The organism is Microbacterium sp. SL62, from assembly GCF_026672635.1.
GTDB lineage: Bacteria > Actinomycetota > Actinomycetes > Actinomycetales > Microbacteriaceae > Microbacterium > Microbacterium testaceum_A.
This window is the reverse complement of sequence record NZ_JAPPRM010000001.1, coordinates 1,657,718-1,674,376: the sequence shown is the minus strand read 5'-3', so window position 1 is coordinate 1,674,376 and position 16,659 is coordinate 1,657,718. Positions and strand designations below refer to the sequence as shown.

Below are 16,659 nucleotides of genomic sequence, written 5' to 3'. Positions count from 1 at the left end.
CTCAGCCGACGGGTGCCGTTCCCTGCCCACCGGCGAGGAAGCGGCGCGTGCCGTCGGCGATCTCGCGCGCGAGCGTGTGGTGCAGGTAGTGCTCGCCCGCCATCAGCACCACCTCGCCCCGGTCGACGGAGGCCGCCTGGGCGCGGTGCAGGTCGACCCATCCCTCGACGTCATCGTCGGCCTCGCGCACGAACAGCAGCACCGGCAGATCAGCGGCGAAACGCCGACCGCTCGCGTCGGCGAAGTTCGAGGACGCGTGGGTCATCTCGTCGAGCATGGTCGGCGCCGTGGAGTTCGCGTTCGTGAGCAGACGCATCTGCTCCCTCTCATTCGCGCCGTAGGGCAGCCCCTCGTACGGATCGGGGGCGAGCGCCCGCAGGGCGCGGGTGACACCGAGCGTGTTCAGGAGCGCGAGGGAGTCGGTCGCAATGGGCTCGTCACCGCCGGGTTGGTCCGGCACGCTGCTGTCGATGCCGACGAAGGCCGTGACCTCGTCGCGATACGCCTCGACGTAGGTTAGGGCATAGATGCCCGAGATCGAGTGCCCCATGAGCGCGTAGCGGTCGACGCCGAGGTACTGCAGCGACGTGTGCACCTCGCCCGCGATGTTCGCGGCCGTGCGCGGAAGGTCGGTCTGATCGCTCAGCCCGGTTCCGAACGGCTCCACGGCGATGACCCGGTACGTGTCGTCGAGCTGGTCGATGAGCGGCGCGAAATCGAGGCCGGGCGCCGCGGTGCCGAGACCGGGTAGCAGCACGATGGTCTCGGCGTGGTCGCCGCTGATGACGACGTTCATCGAACGGTCCCCCACGGGCACCCGCTCGCCGTACGGGGTGATTTCCGCGGCCTCGGCGCGGGTGGCAACGGCATTGACGGTGGCGGTGGTGGCCAGCGTCAGCGCGAGGACGCCGACGATCGCGACGGGTGGGAGCACGAGGGCGAGGCGGGTGGATGTCTTCACGGGAGGGTCCTTCGGGTCGAGGTTCCTCCAGTCGACCAGCGGGCGGCCGTGGGCGGGAGAGCCGTCGGTCACCGCTCGCGGTGACATTTGTCACCGAAAGCACGACAGAGGGCCCCGCGCGATGCGGAGCCCTCTGGGGTGGACGGTCGTGAGGGCGTCAGGCCCGGGCGGCCGCCGAGGTCATGGGGCACTCGAACGGGTCGCGGGCGGCGAGCCCCACCCGGTTCAGGTAGCGGATCACGATGCCGTACGACTCGAACAGCGTGGTCTCGACGTAGGGGACGTTGAGGGTCTGGCTGTGCTCCTTGACGATCGCACGGGCCTTGCTGAGGTGCGGGCGGGGCATGTTCGGGAACAGGTGGTGCTCGATCTGGTAGTTCAGACCGCCCATGAGCCAGGTGGCCCACCAGCCGCCGGTGATGTTGCGCGAGGTGCGCACCTGCTTGCTGAAGAAGTCGAGCTTCGCGTCGGGGGCGATGACGGCCATGCCCTTGTGGTTCGGGGCGAACGAGGCGCCCATGTAGAGACCGAACACGGCGAGCTGCACGCCGACGAAGGCGAAGGCCATGCCGAGCGGCAGGAAGACGAACACCGGAGCGACGAAGACCGCGAAGCGCAGGGCGATGATGCCGAGCTCCGTCCAGCGGCCCTTGACGGGCTCCCGCGAGAGCAGGTGGCGCAGACCGATGACGTGCAGGTTGGCGCCCTCGAGGGTCAGCAGGGGGAAGAACGCCCAGCCCTGGCGCTGGGTGATCCAGCGCTGGATGCCGCGGGCCTTGGCCGCATCGACGTCGAGGAACGAGATCGTGTCGATCTCGATGTCGGGGTCCTTGCCGACGCGGTTCGGGTTGGCGTGGTGTCGCGTGTGCTTGGAGGTCCACCACGACAGGCTCATGCCGACCACGCCGGCCGCGAGCCACAGGGCGAGGCGGTCGTTGGCCTTGCCCGAGGCGAAGATCTGCTTGTGCGCGGCCTCGTGGGCGAGGAACGCCACCTGGGTGAACAGGATGCCGAGGGCTGCGGCGATCAGCAACTGGAACCAGCTGTCGCCGAGCAGGACGAACCCGGTGACCGCGCCGGCGAAACCGAGCGCGAGGACGACACCGACCATCGCGTAGAACCGGCGGGCGCGAACGAGCAGGCCCGTTTCACGGACGACCTGCGACAACTCTGTGTAGGCCTTGGCCATGGGCGGGAACTCCGTCGTTCCCTTGTAGGTCTGACGGATCGGTCCCATCCGGGACTCGATGACGGGTGCAGCCAATGCGTGCTCCTCGGTGGGGGGTGACCGAAGTCTCGAAGCCGGGGGCAGATGCCGACGACTTGGTGGCCACGCTACGGGGGGCGTATGCGCGGAGGCGTATACGTAGACGTCGAGACCCCCGGAATCACGCATGTTTCGCGAGCATCGCGAAGGCGTTGCCCAGGCGATTGCCAGACTCGGCCCGTTTTCGCGGCTGACGCGCGGTAGGTGCTTCGTGGAGGGACCCGGGGGTCCCTAAACTGCGAGCCATGGGCGAAGAAGCGGACGAGTACGGCGGCATCTCGATCACCGAGGTCGACGGCCGGTTCGTGGTGTTCCCGGACCCCGCCGCGGTGTTCGTCGCCGACCAGCAGGACCTTGCCCGGCTGATGCACCCCCTCGTCTCGATCGACCTCGCAGCGGTGGATCCGACCTGGACGGGGCGCGTTCACCTCATCAGCCCCGTTGACCCCGAGTACGGTGCCGTGGAAGACGAGTCGGGCGCCTATGCCGGCGTCGAGAGCAACGGTGCCTGGCTGACGTTTCGCATGCAGGAAGACGGGCGCTGGCGCTTCGTCGGTGACCTACGCGTCCTCGCGGTGGCCGCCGACGCGGCGCGCGGCGATGACGAGGCGGTGGCACGTATCGCGGAAGTGAACGCGGACTTCGCCGCGAGCCGAGGGCGCTGGCAGCAGTACGGCATTCTCTCGTACGGGGATCCTGATGACCCGACGCGGCCCCGCGCCGGAGCCGTGTCCAGCCCACTGATCGACCAGTTCGGCGGGACTCCCCCCGACGGCAACTGGCTGGTGGGCGAACCCCCGGCGGGCCTCGAGCTCGACCAGAGCCACACCGACGTACCCGTCCTGCGCCTGGCCGACGGCCGCCCGTTCCACTTCATCGCGGCGACGTCGGGGTACCCCTGGCGCTGGCACGGCGCCGACGCGATCCTGCTGTTCTTCGAACCCGAGACGCGCACGGCGGTATTGACGTTCGACTTCTCGTGACCAGTCGGGCGGGGTGGCCAGACCAGCCGTGCCTCAGAGCTGGTCCGGATGCCCCTCGATCTGTTCCCGGCGGTACTTGCGCAGCGCGGAGAGAACCGCTCCGCGAATGACGAGCCACGACACCAGAGCCGAGATCCCACCGATGATCACGGTGGATGGGAGCGCGATCATGAATTCGTCGAAGTCGAACATGGGGCTCACCCTATGGGTGCCGCGGTGACGAGCTCTCGGACACCCCGAGAAACGACGAAGGGCCGGAAACTCTTTTGAGTTCCGACCCATTCCGTCGGGATGACAGGATTTGAACCTGCGACCCCTTGACCCCCAGTCAAGTGCGCTACCAAGCTGCGCCACATCCCGTTACCCGCGAGCGGGCAACTCCCCTATATTAGCCCCTCGCCGACGCCCCCGCGAACCAACGCCCACCCCGGGCGTGTGCGCACGCCCTTGTCCGATGTCGGAGGCCCTCGCTACGGTCTCGGGCATGACGATCGAGATCCTCCCCGCCACCGGTGACCGCTTCGACGACGCCGAGACGGCGCTCGACAGCGGCGACGGTCCCGGATGCCAATGCCAATGGTGGCTGCTCACGAACGCCGAGTTCCAGAAGACCTCGCGCGACGACCTCACCACGCGCTTTCACGCCGAGATGCACGGTGATCTCGCTCCCGGGCTCATCGCCTACGTCGACGGCGAGCCCGCGGGCTGGGTACGCGTCGGTCCCCGCATCGACCAGACGCGCCTCCTGCGCACCCGTGACGTCACGACCGCGACGGACGAGCCCCTCGACGCCGACGACGTCTGGTCGATCTCGTGCTTCGTCGTCCGCACGGCCCACCGCGGTCAGGGCCTGATGAAGAAACTCCTGGATGCCGCGGTCTCAACCGCCCGCGACGCCGGCGCCCGCGTCGTTGAGGCGTACCCCCTCGACCCCACCGTCACGAAGCGCTCCGCCAACCAGCTGTACCGCGGCACCGTGTCGATGTTCGAGAAGGCGGGCTTCGACATCGTCGATCGCCCCAAGCCCGACCGCGCCCTCGTCTCGCTGACCCTGCGCGAGTGAGAGCCCGTCTTACGATGGAGGTTCGCCGACGAAAGACCTGACATGACGTATGCCACGACCACCGCGCGCGTCGACGCGTGGCTCTGGGCGGTGCGCGTCTACAAGACCCGGTCCGCGGCGACAACTGCGTGCCGTGCGGGCCACGTTCGGGTCAACGGCGAACGCGCCAAGGCGGCGCAACCCGTGCGCCCGGGCGACGAGTTGCGGGTGCGGATCCAGGGTTTCGACCGGATCCTCGTCGTGAAGAAGACGATCGCGAAGCGTGTCGGGGCGGCCCTCGTCGCGGAGTCGGTGGACGACCGCACTCCCCCGCCGCCCTCGAAAGAAAGCATGCCGTTCGTTCCGGTGCGCGATCGCGGTGCCGGCCGCCCCACCAAGCGTGACCGCCGCGATATCGAGAAGCTCCGCGGCCGCGAACTCGACTGACCGCCGCGAGGGAACAGGAGGCGTCGACAGACTCAGCCAGCTCGCAACCCACGGTCCGTGAGCCTGTCAACGGGACCAGACCCGCGCGCAGGTCAGTCCAGCTGATCCAACAACCAGCGTGTGCCCTGCACGACAGCCCCGAGCTCCTCGACGCGCGCCGCCAGTTCGCGGTCGCTCGTCACGACGACCACGGGACGAAACGCCCCCGCCACCTCGCGCACGACGGCGACGATCTCATCGTCGCCCTCGCCCGGCGCGTGCCGCACCTCGATCGCGGGTGCCACGGGCTGGGCCGACCGCGCCTGACCCTCCAGCACCGCGGTGGCCGAGGGGAACCAGCGCGTCGCGGAAAGCCCGAGGGCCTCGGCATCCACTCCCCGCTCCGCCAGCCGCGAGACCTTCGTCACCAGGCGGGTCGCGGCGCCGGCGCGGTCTTTCCACCACCCGTCGGGAACCGAGCCCATGACGTTCGCCACGTCGACGACGATCGCCGGACGCACGGTCAGGGCCTCGCGCAGGGCCGGCCACGATGCGGCGAAGCCGGGATGCAGGGGCAGCGATTCGACCTCGTCGACGGCAACCCACTCCAGGGCGACGCTCTCGGGGTCGCTGATCACGGGCTCGAAGGGTGTCGTGACGTCGGCCACCAGGGTCGAATACGACCAGATGCCGAGGTCGAGCACGCTCTCGAAGCGCGCCCGCACGGCATCCGCCGGCACTCCCGCTTCTTCGCCCGACTCGCGCAGGGCGCCGTCGCGAGCGGACTCGCCCTCGTGCCGCGCGCCTCCCGGCAGAGCCCAGGTGTTGCCGAAGTGACTCCACGAGACCCGGTGCTGCAGAAGAACGCCGCGCTCGGGGTCGAGGGCCAGGAGCCCTGCCGCCCCGAAACGCCCCCAGTACTTCTCGCCCGAGGGCGCGACGACCCAAGCGTCGCCGGGGTCGCGAGGTCCGTGCGGACGCCGCGGCTCGCCGGGGGCAGGGGGCTCGATCGTCATCGTCTCCAGCCTGGCACACCCCTCGCGCGAGGGCGCCGCCGGGCGTCACATCGCGCCGCGAAACGCGGAACACTGGTCGGATGCAGTACGAATTCGACGACGATCCCGAGCGGATCGACCGCGACGCGGTCTGGCAGTGGCTGAGCACCGAGGCGTACTGGGGGCGCTGGCGCAGCCGTGCCGACGTCGAGGCCCAGCTCGACAGCGCGTGGCGTGTCGTCGCCGCGTACCACCGTGAGACGGGTGCGTTGGTGGGCTTCGCGCGGGCGATCTCCGACGGCGTCGGGTTCGCCTACCTGGCCGACGTGTTCGTCGTCGCCGCGCACCGCGGTCACGGCCTCGGCAAGGGCCTGGTCTCGCTGATGATCGACGAGGGCCCGGGTCCCCACTTCCGGTGGACGCTCTTCACGAGCGACGCGCACGGCCTCTACCGTCGGTTCGGGTTCGCCGAGCCCGACCGGACGGCTCTCGTCCGCCCCGCCGCACCCCTCTGAGGCACCGGATGCCGGCTCCCCACGCCGACGCCGCATCCCGCTGACACGTCGGTCACCGCCCGGCTCCGTCGGCCGGCAGCGACCGGTGCATGAGCGGAGCGACCGGGTCGTGGCATCCGGAAACGAGGAACGCCCCGACCACTCGGGCCGGGGCGTTCGCTCGGGTCTCAGGCGTCGAAGCGCGCGCCCGCCGGGTCGGCGGGGAGCAGCTCGAACACGAGAAGGACGAGCGGTCCGACGATGGGCACGAACGCGATGAAGATCCAGAAGCCGCTCTTGTTCGTGTCGTGCAGACGGCGCACGATCAGGGCCAGGTGCGGCACGAACGTCGCCAGCCCCCAGGCGATCAGCACGACGAGAAACACCAGGCCCAGCCCGCTCGGAGCAGCTGCGTTGCCTTCGGGGTCGAGTCCGCCCGCTCCGCCCGTGACGAGCGCGAGGATCTCGAGCACGGCCACGACGATGACGTTCGCGAGAATCCACCACCAGAATTCACTCCGGCTGGCCCGACCGGTAAAGGTGGCGTACTTCTTGAAGAAGCGCTGGACGGCTGCTCCCAGCGGAGCGCCGTAGTACGGCTGGTCCAGCGCAACGGTGTTCTGCGAGTACGACATGAGTGTCCCCCTGACACATAGGCGAGTGAATGCGCCGGCACGCTCGTCGGCGCGAATGCACCCTATCGATTCCGCCACGCGGGGGGCGACATTGTTTCGCCCTTCATCCGTCGAAGCGCGCACCCTCGGGTCGCCGCGCCTGCAGCGTGAACACGAAGAGCACCAGGGCGCCGATCAGCGGCACCAGCCCGATGAACACCCAGAAACCACTGCGACCGGTGTCGTGCAGGCGCCGCACGAGCACGGCGAACGTCGGGACGATCGTCGCGACCGCCCACACCAGCCAGACCGTGCCGAGGATGATCCCCAGCGGGCCGGTGACCGTCATGGACCCATCCGCCTCGACGCGGATCCCGTCGGTCAGCGTCGGCAGCGCGTTCAGCACCGTGCCCACGACGGCGGCGGTCAACACCCACCACCAGTATTCGCTGCGGCTCGCGCGCCCGCGGAAGGTGGCGTACTTCGCGAAGATGCGACGGACCGCGACGCCCAGCGGCGCGCCGTAGTACGGCTGGTCGAGCGGCGGGGCGGCGGTGGTCATGTGGTCTCCCGGCGTCAGTGGGGGCGGATGCCACGGCGTCGCCGTCGCGAGAGCACTGTATCGACCGCCCGCTCGGGCTCGGCCCCACTTGCGCCGGTGCGGCGCCACTCCACCCCACCGCGCGCGAGCGGGTATCTCGCTGACGAACCGGCGTCAGCCTGCAACGGACGTGTCAGCGAGGTGCAGTCTCGCGAGAAACACGAGCCCGCGGACCCGCCGCACCCGCGCGGGCCCACGCCGGGAAGCCCCGCGCACGCGAAAGCGCCCCGCCCCACGACGGGGACGGGGCGCTTTCGACGCGGGTCAGCGCTGGCGCTTCTCGCGAATGCGCATGTTGAGCACGATCGGGGTGCCCTCGAAGCCGTAGATCTCGCGCAGGCGTCGCTGGATGAAACGGCGGTAGCCCGGGTCGAGGAACCCGGTCGTGAACAGCACGAATGTCGGCGGACGCGTGGCCGCCTGCGTGCCGAACAGGATGCGCGGCTGCTTGCCGCCGCGCAGCGGGTGGGGGTGCTCGGCGACGAGCTCCGACAGGAAGGCGTTGAACTTTCCGGTCGGAATGCGGGTGTCCCACGACTCGAGCGCCTGCTCGAGGGCCGGCACGAGCTTGTCGAGGTGTCGACCGGTGCGGGCCGAGATGTTCACGCGCGGGGCCCACGCGACGTGCGCGAGGTCCTGCTCGATCTCGCGCTCGAGGTAGCGGCGACGGTCCTGGTTCTCCATGTCGTCGTCGTTGAGGCGGTCCCACTTGTTGAACGCCAGCACGAGCGCGCGACCCGACTCGAGCACGAGGTCGATGATGTTGAGGTCCTGCACGCTGATGGGCTGCGAGACGTCGATCACGACGACCGCGACCTCGGACTTCTCCAGAGCGGTCGAGGTGCGCAGCGACGCGTAGAAGTCGGCGCCTTGAGAGAGGTGCACGCGGCGACGGATGCCGGCGGTGTCGACGAGCGTCCACAGCTTGCCACCGAGCTCCACGACCTCGTCCACCGGGTCGCGGGTGGTGCCGGCGAGTTCGTTGACGACGACGCGCTCTTCGCCGGCGGCCTTGTTGAGCAGCGACGACTTGCCGACGTTCGGGCGACCGAGGATCGCCACGCGGCGGGGTCCGCCGATCTCGTACTTGGCGACCGCCGACACGTCGGGCAGCACCTTCATGATCTCGTCGAGCAGGTCGGCCACACCGCGGCCGTGGATCGCCGAGACGGGGTGCGGCTCGCCGAGTCCGAGGTTCCACAGCGCGGCGGCCTCGGGCTCGTGGCGGGCGTCGTCGACCTTGTTGGCGATGAGGAAGACCGGCTTGCCGCTCTTGCGCAGCAGCTTCACGACGTGCTCGTCGGTCGAGGTCGCACCCACCGTGGCATCCACCACGAAGAGGACGATGTCGGCCAGGTCGATGGCGACCTCGGCTTGCGCGGCGACCGAGCGGTCGATGCCCTTCGCGTCGGGCTCCCAGCCACCGGTGTCGACCAGCGAGAAGCGCCGGTCGAGCCACTCGGCCTTGTAGGTCACGCGGTCGCGGGTGACACCGGGGGTGTCTTCGACCACGGCCTCGCGGCGACCGAGGATGCGGTTCACCAGCGCCGACTTGCCGACGTTCGGGCGACCGACGATCGCGACCACCGGCAGCGCCGGCAGGAACTCGATCGCTCCCTCACCCGAGGCGAGACCCGCGAGGAGGGCGGCGTCTTCCTCGTCGAGGTCGAAGTCCTCGAGGCCCGCGCGCAGCGCTTCGGCCCGCTGTTCGGCGAGCACCTCGTCGAGCTGCTCCATCTTCTCGGCGAGCTGGTCGGGCCCGCCTTCGTACTCGTCTTCAACGCCCATCGCGGGCTCCCATCGTGGAGTCGACGACGCTCAGCACGGCGTCGACGGTCTGTTCGAAATCAAGGTGGGTCGAATCGACGACCTCGACGCCGGGGGCGGCGGTGAGGAAGTCGACGACCGTGGAATCAGCGGCGTCGCGCTGGTGGAGGGCTGCGGCGACCTTCGCGGCATCCTGATCCGTCATCTCGGCGCTGCGGCGCGCCGCACGCACCTCGGGAGCGGCGGTCAACAGGATGCGCACGGGCGCGTCGGGGAACACCACCGTCGTGATGTCCCGCCCCTCGACGACGACACCGGGAAGACCGGCGGATGCCACGAGTCGACGGAACAACTGGTTCACGGCCTGACGCACGGGGGCGACGCGGGCGACGCCGCTGACGGCATCGGTCACGCGCGGTTCGCGGATCGCGGTGGTCACGTCGACGCCCCCGACACGCACCCAGCGGTCGGTCGTGTCGAGCGAGATCGCGTAGTCGAAGTCGCCGAACACCTCGAGCACCGCGGTGGCGTCGGAGGTGTCGGCTCCGTGGCCGAGGGCGTGCCACGCGAGGGCGCGGTAGGCGGCACCCGTGTCGAGGAAGCCGTACCCGAGACGGGCGGCGGAGGCCTTCGACACGCTCGACTTGCCGCTGCCGGCGGGGCCGTCGATCGCCACGATGACGGGCGCGGACGACCCCTCGGCGGGGGCCGCGAAGCCGGGCACGGCGAGGCCGGGCCGGAACAGGGCGGGGGTGGGATCAGTCATGGGTGGTGCTCGCAATCCGCCAACCGCGCTGCTGGAGGCCGTCGACGGCGCGGCGGACCGCGTCGGGGACGACGCTGATCTCGGCCAGGCCGAACGGGGCTCCGGGCGAGTGCTCGAGGCGTAGGTCTTCGACGTTGACGTCGAGGTCGCCGAGCTCGCCGAACAGGCGCCCCAGCTGGCCGGAGGTGTCGTCGACCATGACGACGAAGGTATCGAAGCGGCGGTTCTGGCCGTGCTTGCCGGGCAGGCGTTCCACGCCCTCGTTGCCGCGGCGGATGGTGTCGGCCACCGCGCGGCGGGCACCGGGCACCTCGGGATCGCGCAGAGCCTCGGCGACATCCGTGAGGTCGGCCGCGAGCTGGTCGAGGACCGCGACGACGGGCGCTGCGTTCGCGCCCAGGATCTGCACCCAGAGTTCGGGAGCGGATGCCGCGATGCGGGTCGTGTCGCGCACGCCCTGGCCCGCGAGACGCAGGGACCCGTCCGGCGCCTCGACGAAGCGGCCGGCGAGGAGGCTCGCCACCAGCTGCGGCACGTGCGACATGAGCGCGACGGACTCGTCGTGCTCTTCGGGTGTCATCTCGATGAGCGTGGCGCCCAGGTCGAGGGCGAGACCCTCGACGAGGGACAGGTCGTAGGCGGAGGTCTCGCCGTCACGGCACACGACCCACGGACGGCCGACGAAGATGTCGGCGCGGGCCGAGATCGCTCCCCCGCGCTCGCGCCCGGCCATGGGGTGCGAGCCGATGTAGTGCGTGAGATCGACCCCTCGTTCGCGAAGGGTGCGCAGCGGTTCGAGCTTCACGCTCGCGACGTCGGTGACGACGGCATCCGGGAACGTCTCGAGCTCGCGCTGCACGACGTCGGCCGTCACGTCGGGCGGCACGGCCACCACGATCAGTGAGGGACGGTCGTCCGGGCGCTCGGCGCGACCGGCGCCGTAGTCGATGGCCAGGCGCAACTGCGAGGGAGACGCGTCGACGAGTACGACGTCGACGCCGCGGGCGGTCAGCGCGTGACCGATGCTGGCGCCGAGCAGACCCGAGCCGACGACGCGGACGGTGCCGCTCGTGCGGGTCGCCAAAGGCCCGGCCGCGCGCGCGGACGTTCCGTTCGGTTCGCTCATCGGGTCTCCTGCCCTGGGCGGCGCCGCTCGCACCGCGAAGCGCCCGAGGGGCTCACTCCGCCGGATCGGCCGGAGCGCTGTCGTCCTGACGGGACAGCGTGAGCAGGGCACCGCGTTCTACTGTAGTCAACTCGCGAGCCTTCCCCACCGGGAGAGTTCCCAGGTGAAGCGGCCCGAACTGCCGACGGACCAGCTCGACGACCGGATGACCGACCTCGGCCATCATCCGTCGGACGATCCGGTTCTTGCCCGAGTGCAGGGTCAGCTCGACCAGGCTCTCGCCCCGCGAGGAGTCGAGCAGCCGCGCCTTGTCGGCGACGATGCGCCCGTCCTCGAGGTCGACGCCCTTGATGAGGCGCTGGATCGTCTGCGGCAGCACCTGCCCCTCGACCTTGGCGATGTACACCTTCGTCACCCCGAACGAGGGGTGCGCGAGCACGTGGGCGAGGTCGCCGTCGTTGGTCAGCACGAGCAGGCCGCTCGTGTCGGCATCCAGTCGTCCGACGTTGTAGAGCCGCTCGTCCCAGTCCTTCGTGTACTGACGGAGGTCGGGGCGACCGCGGTCGTCGCTCATCGAGCTCACGACCCCGGTGGGCTTGTTGAGGATGACGTAGCGCTTGGACTCGTCGAGCTGGATGGCCGTGCCGTCGACGTCGACCAGGTCGGTCTCGGGGTGGATGCGGCGACCGAGCTCGGTGACGACGAGACCGTTCACGCGCACGCGTCCTTCGACGATCATCTGCTCGGCGACGCGGCGCGAGGCCACTCCCCTGTTCGCCAGCACCTTCTGCAGGCGGATGCCGTCCTCGCTCGCCGAGCCCGCGCCCTCTGTCGCTGCGTCTGAAGCGTCGCTCATTTCAGTACCTCTCCGTCGAATCCGTCCGAGCCGTCGTCGAGCAACGGCGAGATGTGCGGCAGCTCGTCGAGCGAGTTGATGCCGAGGTTGACCAGGAGCTGGTCGGTCGTTCCGTAGTGGATCGCGCCCGTGTCGGAGTCGGTGAAGACCTCCGTGATGAGACCGCGCGACAGCAGCGTGCGCACCACCGAGTCGACGTTCACCGCGCGAATGGATGCCACCTGCCCCCGCGTGACGGGTTGCTTGTAGGCGATGACGGCCAGGGTCTCGAGCGCCGCCTGCGACAGGCGCGAGGGCGCCTGCGTGTTGACGAACTCGCCGACGACGTCGTCGTACTCCTCGCGCACGTACAGGCGCCAGCCGCCGCCGACCTCGCGCAGCTCGAAGCCGCGAACTGGTCCCCCGGTCCGACCGTCGTAGTCGGCCACGAGCGCCTCGACGGCCTGTCGAACCGCCGGCACGGGCGCGCCGACGGCGGCGGCGAGGCTCACGAGGCTCTGCGGCTCGTCGAGGACCAGCAGGATCGCCTCGAGGCGACGGGCGACGGATGCCGCATCACTCGGGCGCTGCGCGGGGATCGGGGCCTGCGCGGACGCGGTGTCGATCACGGAGTCATCGGTCATAGTCGGCTCCCAGGGCGGCGAGGTTCTCTTCCGACCAGCGCTCGGCGGTCCAGCGCAGGGTGAGCTCGCCGAGCGGCTCGAGCTGCTCGAACGACAGCGCGGCGTGGCGGTACAGCTCGAGGATCGACAGGAATCGCGCGACGACGACCCCCGTCTCGGTGACCCCGGCGACGAGGTCGCGGAAGTTCAGGGTCCCCGCGGAACGCAGCAGGGTCACCACGATCGCGGCCTGCTCGCGGATGCTGACCAGGGGCGCGTGCAGATGGTCGAGTCCCACGGTGGGGATCTGCTTCGGCGCGAAGGCCACCACCGCGAGCGCGGCGAAATCGTCGGCGCTGAGCGTCCACTTCAGCTCCGGCACGGCGCTGCGGTACTTCTCGTCGAGCCGCACGTTGCGCGTGTGCCGCTTGTCCTCGCGCTGCAGGCAGCGGGCGAACCACGCCGAGACCTCCTTGAACGCGCGGTACTGCAGCAGACGGGCGAACAGCAGGTCGCGGGCCTCGAGGAGGTCCACTGATTCGGCATCCACCAGCTCGCCCTGCGGGAGGAGCCCGGCGATCTTCATGTCGAGCAGGGTCGCGGCCACCACGAGGAACTCCGACGCCTCGTCCAGATCACTCTCGGGCCCCATCGCCCGGAGATAGGCGATGAACTCGTCGGTGACACGACTCAGCGCGACCTCGGTGATGTCGAGCTCGGCGCGCGAGATCAGGGTCAACAGCAGGTCGAACGGGCCGTCGAAGACGGGGAGGGTGACGCGGAAGCCGGGTGCGTCGGATCCGGCCGTCACGGCAGGCTCGGGGATCGACGTCGACTCGGGGACCGAAGCGGGCTCAGCGTCCGGCGTCGCGATCTCGGCGTCCGACGCGGGCTCGGGGGCCGTCGCGAGGGCGACGGCGTCGGGGGTGTCGTCAGGCGACGGCGCCACGGGCGACCAGCTCCCGCGCCAACCGCAGGTAGGCCTGGGCGGCGGCGTGCTCGGGCGCGAACTCCGTGATCGGCATACCCGAGACCGAGGCATCCGGGAACTTCACCGTGCGACCGATGACCGTCTCGAGTACGTCGTCGCCGAACGCCTCGACCACCCGCTCGAGCACCTCGCGCGAGTGCAGGGTGCGGGGGTCGTACATCGTGGCGAGCACGCCGTCGAGCTCGATCGCCGGGTTGAGGCGGTCGCGCACCTTATCGATGGTTTCGACGAGCAACGCGACACCGCGGAGGGCGAAGAACTCGCACTCGAGCGGGATCAGCACGCCGTGAGCCGCCGTCAGGGCGTTGACGGTCAGCAGACCCAGCGAGGGCTGGCAGTCGATGAGGATCACGTCGTAGTCGGCCGCGACCTTGCGCAGGACCCGGGCGAGGATCGTCTCGCGGGCGACCTCGTTGACGAGGTGCACCTCGGCCGCCGACAGATCGATGTTCGCGGGCAGGATGTCGAGACCCTCGACCCGCGTCGACACGATGACCTCGCGCGGGTCGCGCTTGGTGTCGAGCAGCAGGTCGTAGATGGTCGGCACGTCGTGCGTCTGGATGCCGAGACCCGCCGACAGCGCACCCTGCGGGTCGAAGTCGATCGCGAGCACGCGTCGCCCGTACCCGGCGAGAGAGGCCGCCAGGTTGATGGTGGTCGTCGTCTTTCCGACGCCGCCCTTCTGGTTGCAGAGCGCGATGATGCGGGCGGGACCGTGGCTGTCGAGCGGCTTCGGGGTGGGGAACCCCTGATAGGGGCGACCGGTGGGTCCGAGGATGACCTCGTCTGCGCCCGTCTTCTGGCCCTTTGTGCTCGCCGACACCGAGTCTCCTGCCTTCGTCATAACGTCCCCGAGTCTAGCCGCCGCCCGTCCCCGCGCCCGTGTGACCCGCGGGCGAGCGCCGCGTGGGGCCACGGCATCCGTCCGCCCCGCACGACCTCAGCGATCCGCACAACCTCCGCGCGAAGAGGCCGCATCCCGCTGAATCTGCGCGAATCACCGACCCTGCGCGGGCACCCGGCCCGCCCGAGCCGACCGGCGTGTCAGCGCGACGCCGCCGCGCGCACCGCGACCCGCGCGCGCCGCGCCTGCACGAACAGCGCCAGAGCGAACGTCAGCGCTGCCCACGCCGCGGCGACCTTCGTCAGCACGCCGTAGATGAGGTGCGTGGTCGTGTACTCCTCGTCGAACCCGCCGTTCACCGCGAGCGCGATGACGGATGCCACGACCAACGCGACCGGGAGCGAGAGCCACCACGCCCAGCGGGCGGCATCCGGAATCTGCCTCCGCACGGGCTCGGGCGCGTGCCGCGACAGCCACACCAGCGCGAAGACGGCCAGCACGGCCAGCCCGAACGCGCTCGAGGCGTGCTGCAACCACTTGGCGCCCGTGAACGGCCCCCACTGACCCGCGAGAGCGGGCAGCAGTTGCTCGCCCGCCCGACCCTCGTGCGTGAACACGTCCCAGGCGATGTGCGAGGCGACGCCGAGCGCGAGCGAGAGGACGAGCCACAGGATGCCGATGGCTCCCCCGCCGACGCTCTCGCGCAGCGCCGTGCGGGCGCCGGCATCCCACTGCGCCGGCACCCGCTCCGCCACCGGTCGCGGCAGCAGCTCGCGGGTGGCAGGACGCAGCACGCACCGCCAGACCAGCAGCAGCACGAAAGCGACGACGACGGTGACCGGCAGCCAAGCGACATCGTGCGTCAGGCCGTAGCCGGGCCACATCCCGCGCACGAACAGCGGCAGGTCGGGGGTCATCGCCCCGATCGCGATCGCCGCCGGAACCAGCCGCGTGCGCAGGAAAGGCAGCGCGACGACGGCGTGGCTCGGTGTGAACGGCATGTCAGCTCAGGAAGAGCCCCGCGAGGGTCTTCTTTCCGCGGCGCAGCACCGAGACGCCGCCGGGGAGCCTCCCCTCGACGACCGCTTCGTCGCTCGTGACCTTTTCGCCGTCGAGCGAGACACCGCCCTGCGAGATCGCGCGACGCGCCTCACTCAGGCTCGCGCACAGGCCCGTGGCCGTGAGCGCCTCGACCACGGTGGAGCCGGCGGCGACGGTCGCGTGCGGCAGCTCTTCGAGTGCGCTGCGGAGCACCGCGGCGTCGAGGACCGTCACATCGCCCTGCCCGAACAACGCCTCGGTGGCCGCGATGACGGCCTCGGTGGCCTCCACCCCGTGCACGGTCGTGAGCACCTCGCGGGCGAGACGCTTCTGCGCGGCGCGACGGAAGGGCTCCTCCTCGACCAGGGCCTCGTACTCGGCGATCTCGGCGCGCGTGAGGAAGGTGAACACCTTCAGGCGCTCGACCACGTCGCGGTCGTCGGTGTTCAACCAGAACTGGTACATGACCCAGGGGCTGCACATCTCGGCATCCAGCCAGATCGCGTTGCCCTCGCTCTTGCCGAACTTCGTGCCGTCGCTGTTCGTGATCAGCGGGGTGCCGATCGCGTGCACCGACACGCCCTCGGCGCGGCGCACCAGGTCGGTGCCGCTGGTGAGATTGCCCCACTGGTCGCTGCCGCCGGTCTGCAGCACGCAGCCGTACTGGCGGTACAGCTCGAGGTAGTCGAGGCCCTGCAGGATCTGGTAGCTGAACTCGGTGTAGCTGATGCCCGCTTCGGAGTTGAGGCGCGCGCTGACCGCGTCCTTCTTCAGCATCGTGCCGACGCGGAAGTACTTGCCGATGTCGCGGAGGAAGTCGATCGCGCTGAGAGGTGCGGTCCAGTCGAGGTTGTTGACGATCCGCGCGGCGTTGTCGCCCTCGAAGCTCAGGAAACGCTCGACCTGACCGCGCAGCAGACCCACCCACTCCTCGACGGTCTCGCGCGCGTTGAGCGTGCGCTCGGCCGTGGGACGCGGGTCGCCGACGAGACCGGTCGACCCGCCGACCAGTCCGAGCGGGTGGTGACCGGCCAGCTGCAGGCGCCGCATCGTGAGCAGCTGCACGAGGTTTCCGAGGTGCAGACTCGGCGCGGTCGGGTCGAAGCCGCAGTAGAACGTGATCGGGTCTCCGCCGAGCAGTTCGCGCAGCTCGCCCTCGTCGGTCGAGACGTGCACCAGACCGCGCCAGACGAGCTCGTCCCAGACGTTGTCGAAGGTCGGATCGATGGCGGGGGCGAGGGCGCTCACGGGCGCCGCGTCGGTGGAGGCAGACACCGGTTCAG

19 protein-coding genes and 1 tRNA gene are annotated in these 16,659 nt (G+C 70.2%); 4 read left to right on the top strand and 16 right to left on the bottom strand.

All coding sequences use genetic code 11. From position 1 onward, the window contains the following. Position 1: 1 nt before the first annotated feature. Together OVA26_RS07915 and OVA26_RS07910 are read right to left on the bottom strand one after the other, a co-directional pair. On the bottom strand, positions 2-961 hold the full coding sequence (locus OVA26_RS07915) for an alpha/beta fold hydrolase (RefSeq protein WP_268103713.1): 960 nt from the start codon (positions 959-961) through the stop codon (positions 2-4). Between the two features lie 157 nt (positions 962-1,118). After that, entirely contained in the window at positions 1,119-2,198 is a 1,080-nt protein-coding gene (locus OVA26_RS07910; protein ID WP_268104903.1) for a fatty acid desaturase family protein, read from the bottom strand. Positions 2,199-2,473: 275 nt separating this feature from the next. On the opposite strand from OVA26_RS07910, the gene OVA26_RS07905 reads away from it, so the two are divergent. Further along, positions 2,474-3,211 (top strand): hypothetical protein, encoded by a 738-nt coding sequence (locus OVA26_RS07905; protein WP_268103712.1) that lies wholly within the window; start codon positions 2,474-2,476, stop codon positions 3,209-3,211. A 33-nt stretch (positions 3,212-3,244) separates the two neighbouring features. Here OVA26_RS07905 and OVA26_RS07900 read toward each other — a convergent pair whose 3' ends face one another. Together OVA26_RS07900 and OVA26_RS07895 are read right to left on the bottom strand one after the other, a co-directional pair. Beyond that, positions 3,245-3,403, bottom strand: a complete 159-nt coding sequence (locus OVA26_RS07900; protein ID WP_268103711.1) for a hypothetical protein — start codon at positions 3,401-3,403, stop codon at positions 3,245-3,247. A 94-nt stretch (positions 3,404-3,497) separates the two neighbouring features. Further along, positions 3,498-3,571 (bottom strand) — tRNA-Pro (locus tag OVA26_RS07895). A gap of 124 nt (positions 3,572-3,695) precedes the next feature. On the opposite strand from OVA26_RS07895, the gene OVA26_RS07890 reads away from it, so the two are divergent. Beyond that, on the top strand, positions 3,696-4,274 hold the full coding sequence (locus OVA26_RS07890) for a GNAT family N-acetyltransferase (protein ID WP_268103710.1): 579 nt from the start codon (positions 3,696-3,698) through the stop codon (positions 4,272-4,274). Positions 4,275-4,316: 42 nt separating this feature from the next. Next, positions 4,317-4,700 (top strand): RNA-binding S4 domain-containing protein, encoded by a 384-nt coding sequence (locus OVA26_RS07885; protein ID WP_268103709.1) that lies wholly within the window; start codon positions 4,317-4,319, stop codon positions 4,698-4,700. Positions 4,701-4,792: 92 nt separating this feature from the next. Here the strand turns inward: OVA26_RS07885 and OVA26_RS07880 are convergent, their stop codons facing one another. Continuing rightward, positions 4,793-5,695 carry an NUDIX domain-containing protein gene (locus tag OVA26_RS07880; protein WP_268103708.1) on the bottom strand — a complete coding sequence of 301 codons (903 nt, stop codon included), beginning with the start codon at positions 5,693-5,695 and terminating at the stop codon, positions 4,793-4,795. A gap of 80 nt (positions 5,696-5,775) precedes the next feature. Here OVA26_RS07880 and OVA26_RS07875 point away from each other — a divergent pair, with 80 nt between their 5' ends. After that, the gene (locus OVA26_RS07875; RefSeq protein ID WP_268103707.1) at positions 5,776-6,189 is read left to right on the top strand and encodes a GNAT family N-acetyltransferase; all 414 of its coding nucleotides are present in this window, start codon (positions 5,776-5,778) and stop codon (positions 6,187-6,189) included. A gap of 167 nt (positions 6,190-6,356) precedes the next feature. Here OVA26_RS07875 and OVA26_RS07870 read toward each other — a convergent pair whose 3' ends face one another. The 11 genes from OVA26_RS07870 to tyrS all read right to left on the bottom strand — a co-directional run bounded on the left by OVA26_RS07870 (position 6,357) and on the right by tyrS (position 16,651). Next, complete coding sequence (locus OVA26_RS07870; protein ID WP_074694262.1) at positions 6,357-6,803, bottom strand: DUF805 domain-containing protein; 447 nt, start codon at positions 6,801-6,803, stop codon at positions 6,357-6,359. Positions 6,804-6,906: 103 nt separating this feature from the next. Next, entirely contained in the window at positions 6,907-7,344 is a 438-nt protein-coding gene (locus OVA26_RS07865) for a DUF805 domain-containing protein (protein WP_268103705.1), read from the bottom strand. 303 nt (positions 7,345-7,647) lie between these two features. Continuing rightward, a complete protein-coding gene (gene der, locus OVA26_RS07860; RefSeq protein WP_056227518.1) occupies positions 7,648-9,171 on the bottom strand; it encodes a ribosome biogenesis GTPase Der in 1,524 nt (507 codons plus the stop codon). Then, positions 9,161-9,916: a (d)CMP kinase gene (cmk, locus tag OVA26_RS07855; RefSeq protein ID WP_268103704.1), complete on the bottom strand. Its 756-nt coding sequence runs from the start codon at positions 9,914-9,916 to the stop codon at positions 9,161-9,163. The genes der and cmk overlap by 11 nt, the downstream gene beginning before the upstream one ends. After that, a complete protein-coding gene (locus OVA26_RS07850; RefSeq protein WP_144782030.1) occupies positions 9,909-11,042 on the bottom strand; it encodes a prephenate dehydrogenase in 1,134 nt (377 codons plus the stop codon). Before OVA26_RS07850 ends, cmk begins: the two co-directional genes overlap by 8 nt. Positions 11,043-11,094: 52 nt before the next feature. Further along, positions 11,095-11,898, bottom strand: a complete 804-nt coding sequence (locus tag OVA26_RS07845) for a pseudouridine synthase (protein ID WP_056227512.1) — start codon at positions 11,896-11,898, stop codon at positions 11,095-11,097. Next, positions 11,895-12,521, bottom strand: coding sequence for an SMC-Scp complex subunit ScpB (scpB, locus tag OVA26_RS07840; protein ID WP_056227509.1), 627 nt, complete (start codon positions 12,519-12,521; stop codon positions 11,895-11,897). Before scpB ends, OVA26_RS07845 begins: the two co-directional genes overlap by 4 nt. Then, a complete protein-coding gene (locus OVA26_RS07835) occupies positions 12,511-13,449 on the bottom strand; it encodes a segregation and condensation protein A (RefSeq protein WP_268103703.1) in 939 nt (312 codons plus the stop codon). The genes scpB and OVA26_RS07835 overlap by 11 nt, the downstream gene beginning before the upstream one ends. Beyond that, entirely contained in the window at positions 13,433-14,335 is a 903-nt protein-coding gene (locus OVA26_RS07830; RefSeq protein ID WP_056227506.1) for a ParA family protein, read from the bottom strand. The genes OVA26_RS07835 and OVA26_RS07830 overlap by 17 nt, the downstream gene beginning before the upstream one ends. A gap of 200 nt (positions 14,336-14,535) precedes the next feature. Then, the gene (locus tag OVA26_RS07825) at positions 14,536-15,336 is read right to left on the bottom strand and encodes a DUF4184 family protein (RefSeq protein WP_268103702.1); all 801 of its coding nucleotides are present in this window, start codon (positions 15,334-15,336) and stop codon (positions 14,536-14,538) included. Position 15,337: 1 nt separating this feature from the next. Next, positions 15,338-16,651: a tyrosine--tRNA ligase gene (gene tyrS, locus OVA26_RS07820; protein WP_268103701.1), complete on the bottom strand. Its 1,314-nt coding sequence runs from the start codon at positions 16,649-16,651 to the stop codon at positions 15,338-15,340. Positions 16,652-16,659: the final 8 nt, after the last annotated feature.